This window comes from Streptosporangium canum (genome assembly GCF_900113865.1).
GTDB lineage: Bacteria > Actinomycetota > Actinomycetes > Streptosporangiales > Streptosporangiaceae > Streptosporangium > Streptosporangium canum.
In genome coordinates this window covers 46173-63040 of the sequence record NZ_FOQY01000013.1, presented here as the reverse complement: position 1 = coordinate 63040, position 16868 = coordinate 46173, and the positions used below count along the sequence as shown (strand labels likewise).

18 protein-coding genes and 1 pseudogene are annotated in these 16868 nt (G+C 68.5%); 8 read left to right on the top strand and 11 right to left on the bottom strand.

Translation table 11 applies throughout. The annotated features are described in order from the left end of the window. Positions 1–456: 456 nt before the first annotated feature. Positions 457–813, bottom strand: coding sequence for a hypothetical protein (locus BM085_RS20405; protein ID WP_143120997.1), 357 nt, complete (start codon positions 811–813; stop codon positions 457–459). 103 nt (positions 814–916) lie between these two features. On the opposite strand from BM085_RS20405, the gene BM085_RS44540 reads away from it, so the two are divergent. From BM085_RS44540 to BM085_RS20395, 3 genes are all read left to right on the top strand, one after another. After that, the gene (locus BM085_RS44540) at positions 917–1060 is read left to right on the top strand and encodes a hypothetical protein (RefSeq protein ID WP_177245182.1); all 144 of its coding nucleotides are present in this window, start codon (positions 917–919) and stop codon (positions 1058–1060) included. 120 nt (positions 1061–1180) lie between these two features. Then, a complete protein-coding gene (locus BM085_RS43210) occupies positions 1181–2545 on the top strand; it encodes a hypothetical protein (RefSeq protein WP_143120996.1) in 1365 nt (454 codons plus the stop codon). 178 nt (positions 2546–2723) lie between these two features. Then, on the top strand, positions 2724–3572 hold the full coding sequence (locus BM085_RS20395; RefSeq protein WP_093888546.1) for a hypothetical protein: 849 nt from the start codon (positions 2724–2726) through the stop codon (positions 3570–3572). 111 nt (positions 3573–3683) lie between these two features. On the opposite strand, the gene BM085_RS46850 is transcribed toward BM085_RS20395, so the two are convergent. Next, positions 3684–3806 carry a hypothetical protein gene (locus BM085_RS46850; protein ID WP_281249857.1) on the bottom strand — a complete coding sequence of 41 codons (123 nt, stop codon included), beginning with the start codon at positions 3804–3806 and terminating at the stop codon, positions 3684–3686. Between the two features lie 383 nt (positions 3807–4189). Between BM085_RS46850 and BM085_RS20390 the strand changes: the two genes are divergently transcribed. From BM085_RS20390 to BM085_RS20380, 3 genes are all read left to right on the top strand, one after another. Continuing rightward, positions 4190–4552: a hypothetical protein gene (locus BM085_RS20390; RefSeq protein ID WP_093888545.1), complete on the top strand. Its 363-nt coding sequence runs from the start codon at positions 4190–4192 to the stop codon at positions 4550–4552. A 468-nt stretch (positions 4553–5020) separates the two neighbouring features. Continuing rightward, a complete protein-coding gene (locus tag BM085_RS20385; protein ID WP_177245181.1) occupies positions 5021–5389 on the top strand; it encodes a nuclear transport factor 2 family protein in 369 nt (122 codons plus the stop codon). A gap of 28 nt (positions 5390–5417) precedes the next feature. Further along, the gene (locus tag BM085_RS20380) at positions 5418–5762 is read left to right on the top strand and encodes a DUF1330 domain-containing protein (protein ID WP_093888544.1); all 345 of its coding nucleotides are present in this window, start codon (positions 5418–5420) and stop codon (positions 5760–5762) included. Here the strand turns inward: BM085_RS20380 and BM085_RS20375 are convergent. From BM085_RS20375 to BM085_RS20345, 7 genes and pseudogenes are all read right to left on the bottom strand, one after another. Beyond that, positions 5744–6073, bottom strand: coding sequence for a cupin domain-containing protein (locus BM085_RS20375; protein ID WP_093888543.1), 330 nt, complete (start codon positions 6071–6073; stop codon positions 5744–5746). The genes BM085_RS20380 and BM085_RS20375 overlap by 19 nt on opposite strands. Positions 6074–6075: 2 nt before the next feature. Further along, entirely contained in the window at positions 6076–8805 is a 2730-nt protein-coding gene (locus BM085_RS20370) for a helix-turn-helix transcriptional regulator (protein ID WP_093888542.1), read from the bottom strand. Positions 8806–8849: 44 nt separating this feature from the next. Next, a pseudogene (locus BM085_RS20365) lies at positions 8850–8987 on the bottom strand (acetamidase/formamidase family protein); the annotation flags it as partial. Between the two features lie 403 nt (positions 8988–9390). Continuing rightward, positions 9391–11169: a helix-turn-helix transcriptional regulator gene (locus BM085_RS20360; protein ID WP_093888540.1), complete on the bottom strand. Its 1779-nt coding sequence runs from the start codon at positions 11167–11169 to the stop codon at positions 9391–9393. Between the two features lie 128 nt (positions 11170–11297). Next, a complete protein-coding gene (locus BM085_RS20355; protein ID WP_093888539.1) occupies positions 11298–11597 on the bottom strand; it encodes a hypothetical protein in 300 nt (99 codons plus the stop codon). Between the two features lie 1032 nt (positions 11598–12629). Further along, a complete protein-coding gene (locus BM085_RS20350; RefSeq protein WP_093888538.1) occupies positions 12630–12908 on the bottom strand; it encodes a DUF6245 family protein in 279 nt (92 codons plus the stop codon). A gap of 285 nt (positions 12909–13193) precedes the next feature. Then, positions 13194–13559 (bottom strand): hypothetical protein, encoded by a 366-nt coding sequence (locus BM085_RS20345; protein ID WP_093888537.1) that lies wholly within the window; start codon positions 13557–13559, stop codon positions 13194–13196. A gap of 99 nt (positions 13560–13658) precedes the next feature. On the opposite strand from BM085_RS20345, the gene BM085_RS43205 reads away from it, so the two are divergent. Further along, positions 13659–14075: a hypothetical protein gene (locus BM085_RS43205; protein ID WP_143120995.1), complete on the top strand. Its 417-nt coding sequence runs from the start codon at positions 13659–13661 to the stop codon at positions 14073–14075. Positions 14076–14490: 415 nt separating this feature from the next. Then, positions 14491–15102: a glycosyltransferase gene (locus BM085_RS20340; RefSeq protein WP_093888536.1), complete on the top strand. Its 612-nt coding sequence runs from the start codon at positions 14491–14493 to the stop codon at positions 15100–15102. On the opposite strand, the gene BM085_RS20335 is transcribed toward BM085_RS20340, so the two are convergent. Both BM085_RS20335 and BM085_RS20330 read right to left on the bottom strand, forming a co-directional pair. Then, positions 15009–15950 carry a DMT family transporter gene (locus tag BM085_RS20335; RefSeq protein WP_093888535.1) on the bottom strand — a complete coding sequence of 314 codons (942 nt, stop codon included), beginning with the start codon at positions 15948–15950 and terminating at the stop codon, positions 15009–15011. The two genes, BM085_RS20340 and BM085_RS20335, sit on opposite strands and share 94 nt — an antisense overlap. Next, complete coding sequence (locus BM085_RS20330) at positions 15947–16768, bottom strand: SDR family NAD(P)-dependent oxidoreductase (protein ID WP_093888534.1); 822 nt, start codon at positions 16766–16768, stop codon at positions 15947–15949. Before BM085_RS20330 ends, BM085_RS20335 begins: the two co-directional genes overlap by 4 nt. Positions 16769–16868: the final 100 nt, after the last annotated feature.

Sequence of the window (16868 nt, the reverse complement as noted above, 5' to 3'; positions counted from 1 at the left end):
GATGTCGGCGAAGACGGCCAGATCATGCCGGCGGGTGGGGTGGTCCGGCAGCGCGGGATGCGGTGCGACCGGTATCGGCGTCGGTCCTCGTTGACGAGTGGGACAAGGGGCTCATGGGCGACTCCGGGTCGCCGCGGCTGAGCCTGCGCGCGGCCGGCATCCCCCGCACGGGAGAGCGGATTCACGCTGGAAGGGGATCTCCAGCGCCGGAGGACTGCTGGGCGCGCCGACCGAGGCCAAGGCCGTGGCCGCACGTTGAGCGACGCCCTGCACACTGTCCTGGATCACAGGGCGGTCCTCGATGAGGGGATCCAGCCCACATAAGATCAAAACCCGCATTCGGTGGATCATGAACGAGTGTCGCCCCTGGTGAGGTACGACCCGGGAGGTCGAAACTGTCGAACGCGCCCAGAACCCGGGCGGATCACATACCCGGGCCGAGAGGGCGTACGCCGGTCACTCGGGCCCGGACGTGAGCCCGGCCACGACGGCGAGCCCGACCGGCAGAGCGAACAGCGCCAGGTAGGGGCCCACGACGAAGGCCCTGGCACCGGCGTCGTAGCCGGAGGGCAGCCAGGCGAGCACCTCCCCGGCGACCAGGGCGAGAAGCCAGCCGTTGGCCACCGTCAGACAGGGACGGGACAGCCCCGCAAGACGGCCGGCGAGCGCGCCGAGCGGCAACGCCAGCAGGAGGTAGACCGGCATCAAGGGGAGCGCGAGCCAGCTCAGTGTGGGGATGGACAGCATGAGGAGGGCGAAGACTCCCGCCGTCGCGGCCAGCCCGGTGATCACTGCCCGAACAACTCTAGACATGTTGATCAAACGACATTTCATGATCAGCACCATGCGATCACTGTACGCGCGGAGACCGACCTCGCCCAGGGCGGCATCCCCATTCAGCTACATGATCCACCGAATGTGGGTTTTGACCCTATGTGGGCTGGACCCCCTCAACGCCTGCCCCAACTGCGTGGTCGAGACCGTCATGGGCTGCCCCCGCTGCGATGACGCCTGCGAGTACCGGAAGATCATCCACCCCGACACCCCGGAGGAGCCGTGACCGCCTGGATCATCGCCAGCAGATCGAGGAATGCAAGGCCCTCGCCCCTCTGGATCATGGAAGCTTGCCCGGCTATCGTCGAACACGCGTTCCCCTCAGTCAGCGTCTCCCGGAGGCCCTGTGTACTTATCGCGTCGGTCGGCCAGCAGTAAATCAAACCTCACACGCATTACCCGGCGACTCGCCACCATAGGAGCCGGCCTCACCCTGATCACCGGCCTGGCGGTCACTCAAGCAACCACCGCCACAGCCGCCGACTCGCTCACCTCTCTAGGTGACGTCACAGGCGCCGGCGACATCGCCGCCGCCGGCGGCAAGATATTCGTCGCCACAGACGACCGAATCATCGTCGCAGACACCGAAGGAACCCTTACCGGGGCCATCACCGGAGTCTCCGAAGTGAGAGACCTGGTCGCCACACCTGACGGCACCCGCCTGTACGCAGCCCTCAGAGGCTCACACGAGGTGGCCGAGATCAACACCGCCGACCTCGCCATCATCCGGCGAATCAACCTCGCCGCGCTCCCATGCCCAAACCAACTCGCGCTATCCGGACACTGGCTCTGGGTCTCCCACGGCTGCCCAGCATCCAGTGGCGGCGGCGCCTTTAGCCTCGACCTGTCCGATCCCACACCGCAGCCTGTCCCAACGTCGGCCGCCCCCTACTCCGCCCCTCGGATCGCCGCTGCAGGAAACACGCTGCTGGTGGCAGAGGGCAAGGACCTGCTGGTGTACGACACCCAGGGCGGCGCCGCCACCCTGCGCGGCACCATAGATGCCTATGACCACGCACTTTGGGATGGCTGGGGCCAAGTTGCCCTCGCTCCGGATGGCTCTACGGCCTACACGACACCTGGATCTGCGAACGACTTCGCCGCCTGGGACCTGACCACGCTCACCAAGTCCCGCTCATACGGCAAAGAAGAAGGTGTCCTCGGCTACGGGAATATCACCGTCAGCCCAGACGGCGCACAGATGGCTGTCAGCCGGAACACGGACAACGTGGATGACGAGCCGTTAGTTCTATTCGATGTGAACACTGGTGCAAAGGCCCAACTGTTTGCCCAGTCCCTCGTGTGGATTCAGGGCCTCACCTTCTCCGGATCAGACCTGTTCGCCGTAGTTGAAAAGTCAATTGATCGCACTTTTCACCTGTGGCGGCTGCATGGCGCAAGGCTCCCCTCATGCAAGCTCGTCCTGACGGGCCCAGCGGAGGCGCGGTGGTTCCGGACAATCACCTTCACCGGCCAGCTCACCGAGCATGACGGTTCAGCTCCCGGCGCTCAGCAACTCACCGTTGCCTACCGCGAGTGGGACGGCACCACAACGATGCTGCCAGCCGTCACGACGAACGCGGATGGCACGTTCACCTTCAGCCACATGCCCCAAATCGTGGACAGGCTGAGCTATGACGTCTACCGCGATAACATCGCAGGTAGCCGTAGCTGTAAAGCGTCCGCGATCGTGAACGTCTCTTACTGGTGACCGCTTAAGAGCGGAGCTGCTATTGGCGTGCACGCCTAGCGCCCTAGAGATCGTCTAGCCTGAGACGCGAAGGCGGCTCTCCGCCCCAACGGAGAGCCGCCCCGCCCCCGCTGCTTCCTTGCCCACCACCAGCCTCACCAGTGGCCTGTCCGTAAGCGCATCCATCGGGGAGGCCGAAATGCCGCATGACTGGATCCACTCCGCACCCGACGACTTCGACGACGGCCTCAACGAGTGCGCCCGCGCCGGCCGATGCTCAGACCCCCGCATCGAATCCGCCGGCGGGAAGACGACCCGCCTGCCCGCGCTGACCCCGCGGGCGTTCTGTGACGCCGACCGGGGAGCGATCGCCAAGGCTCTCGATGACCTGCCGATGCTGTTCGTCCGCGTCCACATGGAGCTCGGCGGTATCCGCGCCGTTGCTGGCGGCCCCGTCGTGTCCACGTCCAAGAGCGCACCGGTCCCGCTGTCCCTCGCCGCGGACGAGCTGATCCGGCTGATCCTGTCCACCCTCACCTCCTGGGAGGAGCGGATCCGCACCGTCGCCCGCCTCGCCGCGCTCGACACCGAGACGTCGCGCCGCCGCCGAGATGGCGCCATCCTCACCCAGGCACACAGGATCCTCGCCGCCCACCTTGACGCCCTCCTCACCCGATCGGAGAACGTCCGCGCCACCGAAATGCGGCGCCTACGCGACGAGCACGCCGCCCAGGTCCACAAGGCGGTCACCGCGGCCCGCACCCAAGCCGACACCAGGGCGCTCCCCAGCGACGTCCGCAAACGCCTCGACCTCCTCGGCAAGCTCGAAGCCGCCCTCGGTTGCCGCCTTGACGAATACGCCTGGCGCGGCGACAACCTCACCACCCTCGCCTCCGCCGAACTCGCCGACGCCCTCCGCGACTTCGTCCACGACCACACCACCGCCGGCCGCCGCCTCGAATACGCCGACACCCTCAGCCAACGTCTCCAAAGCACTGCGGAGTATGTGCTCCGCACACTGGCCGACACCCAGCCGAGCACGTCGTAGAACACAGACAGAATCAGCCCAAGCCAGCCCGCTCTTGGACCACACGACGACGGCGGCCACCCCCACGCAGGGGGTGACCGCCGTACGCATTCCTCAGGCCCTACACCGCCGTCACACGCGCGGGAAGTACGGCACCCCGCTCAGATCCACCCCGTACGCGACGGCCACCACGATCACGACCGCGATGACGATCGTCCGCACGTGCTGGCCCCAGCTCTCCGGCACACTCACCACCCACGAAATTTTGAAGCATCTACCAGTAGGCATACGGCCTCCCTCGGCCTCGAAGCGAACAGGACGAACTGCCGCCGGGCCCAGAGAGAAATTGCAAGTGGAGCCACCTGCTGACTACGCTGAAGCTGCTGTAGACAGTCTCAGCGCTCGGTCTCCGGACCCGGCGCGAACTCGAAAAACAAGGCTCGGCCCGCGCCTAACGGGCCGAGTCTTTGAGTTCTCAGGAAGCATATCGACGCCTTCCGACTACCAGCGCGCACTCCGCCGCACACCCTGAGTGATGAAAAATCACAATATGTGACAGGTGTTTGCTTCCGTTTCCTCTAGCGGAGCACCACCTCGAGACCAGACGTAAGCCCCACCGCCCCGCTACACCTCACCGCATGGACACGCATGCAGCCCTGACCAGCCCACTCCACGCAACCTGGTCCGGCACTGACCTGGGCACACCCATCTACGACGCTCTCGCCACCGAACGCGGCATCTTCCCGAACACCGGCAGGTTCCGCTCGCGCGGCCCCTTCGAGCCCTTCACGCCGCCCGCTGTGAAGCAGGTCGATTTGGTTGAGCGCGGAAGCGGCGGAGAAAGTCATCGTGTTGTGCTCGAAGAGGTCGCGACGCTGGTCGCGACGCGAGTAGAAGCCTCGCGAACCCACCCGCACCGCGAGTTGACCGCCCCCGTCCAGAAAGACGATGACCTCGTCGATCTCGACGGGGGGCAGACCAAGTACGCCGGAAAGGGCTAATAGGGCTGCTCAGGCGGTGGAGGCGGAAGCCGGGGTTTCAGCTGTGGATAGCCGTGCCCGGCGTGGGGCCGGATTGGTGCCCGCAGCGGCCTGGCTGCGCTGACCTGGTCAGACGCCGTCTCGGGAAGCGGACAGAGTTTCAACTCTGTCCGGTGTGCCGACCGCCGTTGCCCCTTTCCGGCGTACTTGGTCTGTCCCCCGGATACGGGTGAGCACCGCAGCGACGTTGTTCGCGCAGGGCTCCGGGGGGTTGAGAGGCTGACCGGCGCGGCGTCGGGGAACAGCCATCGAGCGCCGGGGTTGGTGGCGGTGTTCATGTTCGGGCGATGGAAGAGCCGGAACGGTCGCACGGCGGCATGTACCGACGGATCATCCCGCTCGAAAGTACCTAAGCGCGTCAGATTCCCCGTCGTTCCCGTATCCGTAAGTTTGTGGTCACAAGAGAGCACCACCACTGAGGAGACAGACATGAGCGACATGAACGAGCTGGTCCAGCGCTACCTGGCCGCGTGGAACGAGACCGACGCCGCCGCCCGGCAGTCCATGCTGGCTGAGGTCTTGGCCGAGGACGCGGTGTACACCGACCCGCTGGTCTCCGTGCAGAGCAGGGACGGGCTCGACGCCACCATCGCCGCGGTCCAGGGACAGTTCGGTGGGCTGGTCTTCAGCCTCGGCGGCGTGGTGGACGCCCACCACAACATCGCGCGCTTCACCTGGCACCTGGGCCCTGAGGGCGCCGAGCCGGTCGTCATCGGCTTCGACGTCGCGGTGCTCGGCGAGGACGGGCGGATCAGCCAGGTGCTCGGCTTCCTGGACAAGGTGCCCGCCGGCGTCTGACGGTCGTCCACCAACATCGGGAGGAATCATGTCCGCATATGTCATTGCCCGCCTGCAGGAGGCCGACCCGCACCCGGAGATCGCCGAGTACATCGAGCGCATCTCCGCGACCTTCGAGCCGTACGGTGGGCGCTTCCTCGTGCGCGCCACGCAGTTGGAGGTGCTGGAGGGCGACTGGCCCGGGCACCTCGTGATGATCGGCTTCCCCGGGATCGCCGAGGCGCGGGCCTGGTGGAACTCGCCCGCGTACCAGGAGATCGCGCCGCTGCGCTCGCGGCACATCGACGGTGACATCATCCTGGTCGAAGGCATCCCCGGCGGCTACGACCCGGCTTCGGCCGCGGAGGCGATGCGTCAAGCAGTGACGTCGTAGTTGAAGCCGAAGGCGCGCACACCGGTCTCCGTACGGGGCCGGTGGCTCGTCTTCGGGCCGAAGGCGACGTAGGTGCCCGGTCCGTGGGTGCGGTCGCCCTCGATGAGCTCGCCGCTCACGACGAAGTACGCCTCGCCGTACGTCTCGTGGACGTCGATGTCCGGCCACTCGGCGCCAGGGGCCAGGTCGATCACCCATGGCCTGATCCCGGGCATGCCGGTGAGCATCCGCACCTGGATGCCGGGCGCCAGCTCGACCGGCTGGACCTCATCGACGTGCAGGGGGATTATTTGTTCAGGTAGAACCATCATGTTCACAGCTCCAACTTCTTGAGTTCGCTCCGGGAGACGATGCCGAGCTTTGGATAGGCCTTGTAGAGGTGGTAGCCGACCGTCCGGTGGCTGAGGAACAGCTGCGCGGCAATGTCGCGGTTGGACATGCCCTGCGCCGCGAGCCTGGCGATCTGCAGTTCCTGCGGGGTGAGGCCGATGGCCGCGCCTTCGGCGGGCTTGGACCCCTCGTCCTGGGCGCCGGTTGCGGTGAGCTCGCCGCGGGCTCGTTCGGCCCACGGTCGCATGCCGAACCGGTCGAAGACCTCAATGGCCTCGTTCAACCAGCCGCGCGCTTCGGCCTTGCGCCGAGCCCTGCGTAGCCACTCGCCGTAGAGCAGCGCGGTCCTGGCGTACTCCAGCGCCCGGCCGTCCTGGTCATGCAGTTGGAGCGCCTCAGTGTAGAGCGCCTGCGCCTGGTTGTCGTCGGCGGCGACCAGCGCACGGCACCGTAGCAACAGCGCGTCGGCCCACTGCTGCTGGACCGAGGAGACCCATCGCTCGAAGCGCGCAAGAGGCTCGGCTGCGCGTTCGGGCGTCCCCACCCGTACGGCCGACTCCACCAGGTCGGGAGTGGAGCGGGTGGCGCAGATGTGATGGCGCATCGGCTCGCGGGTCAGCCGCTCAAATCGGGCCAGGGCCGTCGCGGCGCGGCCGAGGCCCAGGTCCAGCAGCCCGAGCGACCAGTGCGCCCACGGCGCGCCGGCGGAGATGGCGCCTGCGGCTGCCCCAGCCAGCCCCTCCTCGGCGTTGCTCCGGCAGGCCGCCTCATCGCCCCTGGCCGCGTCGAGGTAGGCCAGCACGCTGCTGAACTGGCTGACCCACTGCTGCTGGCCGGTGTCGCGGGCGAGCTGCAGTGCCTCGGTCGCCGTGGCGAGCGCGTCCAGGTGCCGTCCGGTGAATACCTCGCTTTCGGCCACGAAGAAGAGCACCGTCGGGAGCCGTCCCGCGCCGCCTCTCGCGCGGTGGCCCGCGGCGACCGAGGTTGCCAGCTCGTGGGCATCGGCGTCCTGGCCCAGCGCGAGCGCCGCTCCGCAGAGGATCATCAACACCTGGTCGGGGGTACGGCCGCGCAGCCGTACCGCAGCAAGGGTTTCGCCCAGCGGCGGCGGCCGCTCGGAACGGCCACGGACGAGGTGGCGCAGGTAGGGCTCCACCGGCGCGAGCGGATCCGCATCGGCCAGCGGCAGCGCTGCCAGCAGGTCCAGCGTCGCGGCGAGCTGCGACTCCCCGAGGTACCAGGAGGTGTGAACGGCCTGGGTCAGCATCACGGCCGCCTGGCCGGGATCGGTGTCGCGGATGAGCTCGGCGCCGTCCAGCATCAACCGGTGCGCGGCGGGATAGGAGCCCTGCCAGAAGTCGGCGAGTGCCCGCACCTGGGCGATCCGCGCGTTCACCGAGAGATCCTTATCCAGCCACCTGGACGCGCGGCCCCCCAGCGATTTGGCGCGCTCCAAGTCACCGGCCTCAAGCGCCGCCTCCGCGGCGAGGGCCTCGCGGTGAGCCCTGGCGTCGGGCTCCACGCTCAGGCGGGCAGCTCGTTCGTACGCCGCCGCTGCCGCCTCGTAGCCGCTGCGTTCGCGAGCGCGGGCGGCGGTGCGTTCCAGCGCGGCGGCGGCCTCCTCGTCGGCCCCGGTGGCCGCGGCCGCGAGATGCCAGGCCCGCCGGTTGACGTGCTCGGGCGAGTCAAGGGCAGCCGCGAGCGCGCGGTGTACGGCAAGGCGCTGCCCGAGCGGCGCCCGCTGGTAGACGGCGGCGCGGATCAACGGATGACGGAAACGGATCGTGGTGCCCTCCGCATCACCGCGGAGCACCAGACCGGCCTGCTCGGCGGGGGACAGGTCATCCACGGCCGCATCCAGTGCGGCGGCGGCACGCAGGATTACGGCGAGCTCACCGGTCTCGTCGACCGCCGCCACCAGCAGCAGGCTCTGGCACGCCCTCGTCATCCGGCTGACCTGCCCGTGAAAGGCCAGCTGCAGACGGCTGGTGAGTGGAAACGCCCCCGGCGAGAAGACGCTGCCACCCTCGGCGGCCAGCGCGGCAGGAAGTTCAAGCAGGGCAAGCGGGTTGCCGCCCGCCTCGGCGAGCAGGCGATAGCGTACGGCCGGCGCGAGCGGATGCCGATCCAGCAGCGCCGCAGCCGCCTCAGGGGCCAGCCCCGACAGGCGCAACTCCGCAAGGCCGGGAGCGGTGAAGGACCCCTCACCGTCACGAGCAGCGAAGATCATGACCACGCCCTCGGCATGCAGGCGCCGAGCGGCGAACAGCAGCGCGTCCCGTGACGCCCGATCGAGCCACTGCGCGTCATCGACAAGGCACAGCAGCCCCGTCCCGTCCGCATGCTCCGCCAGCAGGGACAGCACCGCCAGCCCCACCAACATCGGCTCGGACTCGGCCGCAGGACCGAGCCCGAACGCCGCCTCCAGAGCCGCACGCTGCGGCGCGGGCAGCGCGGCGAGAGATCCGAGCGCCGGGCGCAGCAGCAACTGCAGCCCCGAGAACGGCAGCTCAGCCTCGAACTCGACCCCCGTACCGCGGACCAGCCGCAGGTCCCCGGCCGTCGCGGCGGCGTGGTCGAGCAACGCCGTCTTGCCGATGCCAGGATCACCGCGCAGCACCAGCGAAGAGCTGGTACCTGCCCTGGCTCCCGCCAGCAGCTCGGCGATCGCGTCCTCTTCGGCCTTTCGCCCGTGCAGCTCTCCCGCGCCCATGACCCCATCCTGACATTCGTCCGGAGGTATCCGGTACGGGATGGTTAATGCCTTGTTGTCGGCAGGACGTCCCAGTCGAAGATGTCGACGGGCAGGTACAGCGTGACGGTCGGGTTCGGGATCGTGACGATGCAGCTGATGCGGAACTCCAACGGCGCCACACTAAGGATCACGTACGCCTGCTCCCCGCTGTATCACACCCCCACCAAGCACAAAGTAGCTCTGAGCGACGAAGCGGCAGGCGGCATATCGGACAAAATGTATGCACTGTCCGGTATGACGGTGTCCCCCTCGCGCGGAAGGCGGAAACGGGTCGGCGCCTTACTGGGGCGGTGTGTCCCATCGCGGTCCGCACCCGATATGGCGGCCGAGGGTGGCCAGCCACGGGTCGAGGATCGGCCTGGCGCGCTGTCGGCTCGACGGCGCGAGCGGCCACGGCCCCGGCGAGCGCGATCGCCCACAGCCGCCAGCCGCGCTCCGGGGCGCCGCTGTCGAGGACCTGCTGCAGGTCGTCGACAGCGGCGGTGATCCGGTCGGCGTCGTCGGCCAGGACGGCGCGCACCCCGCTCAGCCAGTCGGCCGGTTTCAGGGGCGGTGGACGGGTTTCAGTTCTCGGGTGCTGCTGCGGTTGCCGGTTTCGGGGTGGATGTTGAAGATACCGCTGGCTCCGGAGATGACGTTGGTGGAGCTGAGTATGGTCAGCCCCGCGCTGACGTCGTCGGCGGTGGGCATGATCTCTTTCCCGGTCCGGGGGTCGTTAGCGGCTTTGCCGAGGATGGTGGTGAGGGTGACCACGGCGTCGTGGGCCATGATCGCCCAGCCGGTGTCGAGATGGGCGACGGGGAAGCGTTCTTTGGTGAAGGCGTCCTTGAAGTCGGTATACAGGCCTCGATCGGGGTTGTCTTGGCTGTCGAGATGCTTGGGGTCGGCGAGGGGAACGTAGATCACCTCGATGGGCGCCTCGTCATCGGGGGCGAGCAGGTCGGCGGGCAGCACCGCGGCGTCCGACCCGGTGACCACGGTGATCTTCGTTCTATGGCAGGAACGCTTCTTGAGCAGGTCGAGGAAGTCGGGGAGGTAGGTCGCGCGACCGGCGTAGAACACCATGTCCGGGATGCTCTTGCCACACAGACCGTCGGAGATGCTCTTCAACAGGGCGGCGGTGTTGGTGGCCTTGGGGTTGAAGCCGAAATTGAGGTTTGCCTTCTTCAGGTAGCGCGCAAGGCCGAGGTCTTCGTTCTTGAACGCGTTGGCCATCGAGGTGGTGTAGAGGTCCGGGGCGCCGTTGAAGGTGACCTCCGATCGCACGAGCGCGGCGCTTGGCTGATCGTCTGCCGTGCCGTTTCTCAGGCGATACCGTTCGGCCAGCTCCTTGCTGATCGCCCTGAGCTGGTCGCTGACGTTGGGAGCCACCCGGGCCAGCCCGGGGATCTTGTCCTTGCCGTCGATCGTGCCGGTGGCGTCGAACCCGTCGGCGGTGATGATGTCGGCGACCATGGGGATGGCCGGCGGCTTGGCCAGGAGGCGGGCCGCATCCACGCTTTCCTGCTGGCTCAGCCCCAGCCCGGCCACCGCGACCAGGTGGTGTGGGGCGCCGACCATCGTCTTCAGCGTCTCGACGGTGCTTTCCCAGGATGTCTCGTCGCTGCCCTCGTTGGCCAGGACCAGCCTGACCTTCAAGGAGTTCCGAGAATCGTTGGCGGTCTTTTGCGCGATGAAGGCGCCTTCGAGTTCGTGTGCGGCCCGGCCGCCGGTGAAGTCCTGGCCGCCGTCGGGCGCAGAGGTGAGCGGCCCCAGGAACGCGATCGTGACATATCTGCCGGTCTTCACCGCCTGCTTGTTCGCTGCCGCGATCTTGGCCATGACCGGGCGCAGCGCGGGGCCGAACAGGTCGGTGCCGTCGCTACCGTCGGTGACCCCCACGCATTCGCCGTTCGCGGCGGTGATCAGGTTCTGGTTGGCGGTGTTGCAGTGCTGGGCGGAGGCGGCCGGCGCAGTGGGCGGTGCCGGATTTTCCCGCCACCAGACGATGACGGCGATCAGAACGACGGCCATGATCACCGCGAGTAGCGAGCCGCGCGGCAGTGAGCCCCGCAGGGTGCGCGGCGTCCCGGCGAAGGCGGCGACAAGCCGCCTCCACGGCGCGGGAGCGGGCGGGCGGCTCAGGGTCTGCCACGCGCTGAGCCAGCGGGCCGCCTCGTCGTCGTCGACCTCGCACGCGCGGACATAGCGCTTCACGAAGTCACGGGCGGGCAGCGTGTTCTTGTTGAGGTTGTTGCTGACCGTGCTTTTCGGAAGCCTTCCCGCGGAGCGCTTGTTCAGCTCCTCCAGCGTCAGGCCCTTGCTGGTTCTGAGGCTGACCAACTGGGCGTTGAACTCGCGTGCGGTACGTACCCGGCGGGGTCTCGGCTCGCCGCCTTTGGGCGGCTGTTGTCCAGGTGGAGGACCGGACGGAGGACCAGAGGGGGAAGGGGGATTGTTCGAGGCGGTCATCAGCTCGGCCCTCCGGGGTCCTGCTGGTCGTCCGGCTGCCCGACCAGCCAAGCGATGACCTTCGTGGCCGTGGCCGCGGCCAAGAGGATGACAGCGAGGGTCTCGGTGGGGGCCTGGCCGACCAGCTGAAAGACGACGACGACCACGATGATGACCACCAGCACGGCGATCCGGTGGCCGGGACGCACGAGGCCGGCGTTGGTGGCCGGCCCGGACGGAGACCCGGACGGGGAAGGGGCCTGGCGGTAGGTGCTTTCGGGGAGCGTCGGTACCGGCAGGCGGGAGTTGTGTGCAGACATTGAAAAGCCTTCCTGGGCGCGGCGTAGATCCGCTGTAGGGGTTCTCGCATCGCGGTTACCGGCCACGACGTGAGGTGATCGACCTGAGTGTCACCCCCCTTTCCAAGCCGCAACAAGGCCTGAAAACGCTTCGGCGCCTTTTCCGAATTACCTCCGGCTGGAGTCGGCCTGTTCGACGCTGTACGTTTCTATGGCAGTCCCATGGAGGGCATCATTCCGCACGGAATAATGCCGCACCAGAGCCGATGCCGATCAGGGTTGAACATGACAGGAGGGTTCCCGCCGGTAACAGGAACCCTCCTCGTGCTTCTCGAACGATCCACGCCGCGCCCAGGAAGACATGACGGGTGCACTCGAAGCCACGGGCGTCTTGCGAGCCTCTCGCAAGGCGCCCTGTATCAGTCTCATCATGAACCCCGTGCCCCCGGCAAGGCCTGGCACCTGTTCGGAACAGGTTCCGAACAGGCGAAACGGCTGATCAGAGGGATTCTGCTGCCGGGGGGTGCGCGAGCCCGCCCGGAGTGTCCGGCCGCGGCCCCGGCAGGCCGGCAACGCCCGTGAAACCAAGGTGGTCGTGTTCTGAACGCCGGGAACGTCGGCCTTCGCGCTGCACGGCCCGCCGGGAAGCCGGCGAGGACCTCACCGGCGGCCTCTACCGGTAACGGAGGCGGGGAGAACGGGCGCCGCCGGTAGGCGAACCGTTCAGCCGGTTTGACATCGCCGGCGCCGACCGCACTCCGTATCACCCGCCGTCTTTGCCGGCGAGCCGGTCGTGAACGCTCTTGGGCCCCTTTGTCTTCCAAATAGGCGGCGCACGCTCGAAGTCCAGGATTTTCCGCCAAATGGTTTCAGTGGCCTATGACACCGGCCCGAGCGGAGGTCCATCTACGCATGAGAATGTGAATTCTCATCACCTAACTTACGGACAGCTCACTTATCGAAAGTTAGGTCGGATTCGGCCGGGTTTCCGCAGGTAGGCGCCGATCTACCCATGAGAATGCGGATTCTCGCAAGTAGATCACCGTCGCCGGATCAATCCTTGTCGAGGAACACCGACAGGCCGGTGAGCATCTCCAGCAGGATGTCGACGTCGTCGGCCACGCCCGCGGTGGCGAGCTGCTGGTGGTGCGCGGCCGCCAGGTCCTCGGGACCGGCCGCGGAACTCTCGGCGAGCATCGCCTCGACCTGGACCGCGCCGAGCAACGCGTTGGCCAGACGCATCCGGTACGGCTCCGGCCCGCCGAGCCGGGTCGCCTCCTCCGCGTGCTCCTCAGGGCTGTTGGTGCCGTCGTACAGGCCGAGGGCGGCCATCGCGGCGCCGAGCTGGGCGGCGGAGGCGGGCTCATCGTGCAGCGGGGGAAGGTCCGTGAGCGCCCACCGTAGGGGCGGCGGTCGCAGGCATCGGGGGTTTTGAGCGTTTCGGGCGGGGCCCTACGCGCAGGCGTGCGCGAGACCACCCCGGGTATTTGGGCGCCGCACTTGACTGGGGGTCATGGGGCTGCAGGTCCAAATCGGGCCGGGCCGGTCGGCGTCGACCAGGGCGAACACGGCTTATCGCCGGGAATGCGGGTTCCCGCAGATAAGCGGCGTTCGCCGTCAGAGGACGCCTGCCAGGCAGCGCCGGTCCCCGGTGAGGGCATAACGCCGGCGCGCGAGGACGCCGGGCAGGTCCAGGCAGATGTCATCGGCGAAGAGGGCCAGCGCCTCGGGGGCCTCGGCCTCCGACCAGTAGGCCGGGGCGATCTCCAGGCAGATCCGCCCGATCTCGGCGGCCGCCGCATACAGCTCCTCGACCAGGCGACGGCCCTCGGCGACGTTCGCGGGCGCGCCGGAGGGCGCCGGCCGGGATGGCGCGGGCAGGCGGCGCACCTGGGTCACCGCCTGGCGCAGCAGCGCGGCGACGTCGGCGCAGGTCAGCTCCGCGCCCGCGGCGCGTGCCTGGCGGACCCGCTCGGCCAGCACCTCGGCGACACCGGATCAACCTTTCCTCAACAGATCTTCAACATGTGGCGGCCTACGTTCCCACTATCAACCCCTTCCAAGGAGCGAGAAGAGGAGCTCATGCCACTCACCAAAAGGTTGGCTGCGGTCGTACTGACGGCCGCCGTCCTCGGCATTTGCGCGCCAGCGACTGCTCACGCGGCTACGACAGCACCGTCGATCCATGTCGCAACCGCGAACGTCTCGTCCACGCAATCCACCACCTCGATGGCCGTGACCGTCCCCACGACCGGATCAACTTCCACCGTCGCCGCCAGAGGCACATGTAGCCGCGTCAAGGGCTGGAAGGTGCGGCTGGCCTGCGAAGCCGTAGTGCGGGCAGGCGGCGCATGGGTGTGGAAGAAGCTGGAAAAGGGCGCCCGTGCGGGTTGGAAAACCTACTCGGAGATCTTCGAGAAGGACGTCCCCCGCACCTATCGCAAGATCCTCAAGAAGCTCAAGCACCCCATCTACTGCAGCCTTTCCCGCTCATGCTAATGACGATCTAGCCGCCTAAGGCAGGGAGCAGCAGGTCGGAAGCCCCGCGTCTCTGTGGCTTCCGACCTGCTGCCCGGCGGCTCGGGGGTCAGAGTGTGGTGGAACGAAAACGCACGCTAAGCCCATTCCCGCCGTACTCCGGTGCCCCCTTGGGGGCGGGTTCGTTGAATTCTGCTCCATTGCTACCGGGCCCCCGATAAGTAAGACGATCAGACTTAGCGCACCATCTGACATGGATGTTCTTTAGGCCCCGATCGTGTATGCGCCGGGCTACGGTGATCGTCATGAAGGCAGGGACTGAGCTGACGGGCCGTTACCGGCCCTCCGCTCGGGTCCGTGCCACCAGACGCAAAGTAGCTGTCAGTAACCGAGGGCTCCCGGACGGCCGGACTTCCACGGCTTCAGCCCGCTCGTCGTGCCCCGGCCGACCGGCTGGCGTCCCGGGCTGGAGGTCACCGGCTACTGGTGGCCGGTCCGTCCGAGGGGCTGGCAGCCGGATCCCGTGCTGACGGACTTCCTGGGCGCGGGTCCCGCGCCGGTGTTCGTCGGCTTCGGCAGCCTGGCGGGCACGCGGGCCGAGCCGTACACGGAACTGGTCGTGGACGCCCTGCGGCGGGCGGGTCTGCGCGGAGTGGTGCAGACAGGCAGAGAGGGGCCGATCACCGACGACGTGCTGGGCGTCGACGACGTCCCGCACGACTCGCTGTTCCCCCAGGTGGCGGCGGTGGCCCACCACTGCGGCGGCGGCACGACGGGAGCCGTGGCGCGGGCGGGCGTGCCCGCCGTGGCGGTGCCGGTCATGAACGACCAGCCGTTCTGGGCGTCGAGGCTGGCGGCGCTCGGCATGGCGCCGCCGCCGATCCCGTTCCGCAGCCTGACGCCCGCCCGCCTGGCCGACGCCCTCACCGCCTCGCTCACCGAGCCCGGCTTCCGTCAACGGGCCGAGGCGCTGGCCGCGGGCATGGCGGCCGAGGACGGCGCGGCGCCCATCGTCACGGCGGTCAACCGCCTTCTCGGTGCCCGCTGACCGCGCCCCCCGAGCACCACGCCCAGGGCGATGACCAGCGCTCCCGCCACGTCGGCGAGACCCGCCTCGCCGAGGCCGAGGGCGACGGTCGTGATCAACGCGCCCACCGGCACGAGCCCGGCGAACAGTCCCGCGCGGTCGGCGCCGAGTCGGCGCAGCGCGTCGTACCAGAGGAAGAAGGCCGCGGCCGTCACGACCGCACCGAGGTAGACGAAACCGGCCGCTTCCCCGGCCGTCGGCAGCCGAAGCGCCGACGTGCCCTCCAGCACGAGCCCCGCCACCAGCAGCATCGGCACCGACAGTGCCGCGGGATAGGCCGCGACCCGCAGCGGGCCGAGCTTGGGCAGCAAGGGCACGGCCAGCAGCGAGAAGGCCACCTCACCGGCGAGCGCGCCCAGCGACAGCAGCAGGCCCTTCACGCTTCCCGATCCGAGCCCGGCGGCGACCGCCGCGCCGAGCGCGACCACGAGGGCCGCGCCGACCGTGCGGAGCGCGGGACGCCGTCCTTCCATCAACGGTCCCACGAGCGCCATGACCAGCGGCACCGCGCCGATGACCGTGCCGATCATTGCGGGGCCCGCGTGCCTGGTGGCCTCGACGAGGAAGGGGTTGAACCCGGCGAGGCCGGTGCCGGCCAGCGCGAACAGCAGCAGCACGTCACGCGCGTTCAGCCGGACGCGGGGGAGCCGCTGACGACGGACGACGAGCTGGAGGATCACCGCGGCGAGCGCGTAACGCAGGGCCTGGCCGGTGAAGACGGGGTAGGCGGCGACGGTGGCCGACACCGCGGTCGAGGTGCCGACGAGCAGCATCGCCGAGCCCGCGGCGAGGGGAGCGGAGAGCTTCATGCCGCGGGCTCGGCGGAGGCCACCGGAGCCTTGCCCTCGGCGACCAGGACCTTGCGGGTGACGCGCTCGGCGATCGCCGCGACCAGCGTGCGGGGACGGCGCGGCGTCAGGTGCGCGCCCAGCGCGTTGCCGAACCCGGGGACGACGTAGCCGCGCCCGCGCTCCAGCGCCCGCAGCGTGGCGCGCACGACCGGCTCCGGCGTGGTGAACGAGCCGGTGACGGCGGCGTTGCGGGTGCCGATGGCCTCGAAGAAGCCGGTCTCGACCGGGCCGGGGCACAGGGTGAGCACGCGGATGCCGCGCTTGCGGTACTCCTGGCGGAGCGCGAGACCGAAGTTCAGGACGAACGCCTTGGACGCTCCGTACACCGCGAAGTACGGCGAAGGCTGGAACCCGGCGTTCGAGGCCACGTTGATGACCGAGCCGCCGCCGCGCGCGAGCATGCCGGGCAGGAGTTCGTGGGTGAGGTCCACGAGGGCGACCACGTTGACCATCAACTGCTCGTGGTCACGCCCGGTCGAGATCTCCTCGAAGCGGCCGCACGTGCCGAAACCCGCGTTGTTGACCAGCAGGTCGACGTGCAGACCGTGGTCTGTCACCTGCTCGGCCACGCGCCGGGCGGCGTCGGGCCTCGCGAGGTCCTGGACCAGCACGTGGGCACGCACGCTGTGGTCGGCGACGAGGCGCTCGGCGAGCGCGGCCAGTCGGTCGCCCGAGCGGGCCACGAGGATCACGTCGTGTCCCTGGGCGGCGAGCTGGGTGGCGAACTCGGCGCCGAGACCGGACGAGGCGCCGGTGACGAGAGCGGTGCGGTTCATGTCTTCCCCATGGTTCGGTGGAGCAACTGAGAGGAGTATGTACCAATATCCAGGAAACCTGCAACACAGGTGATGCAATTAGTCGTCGAGTTGCATCAGT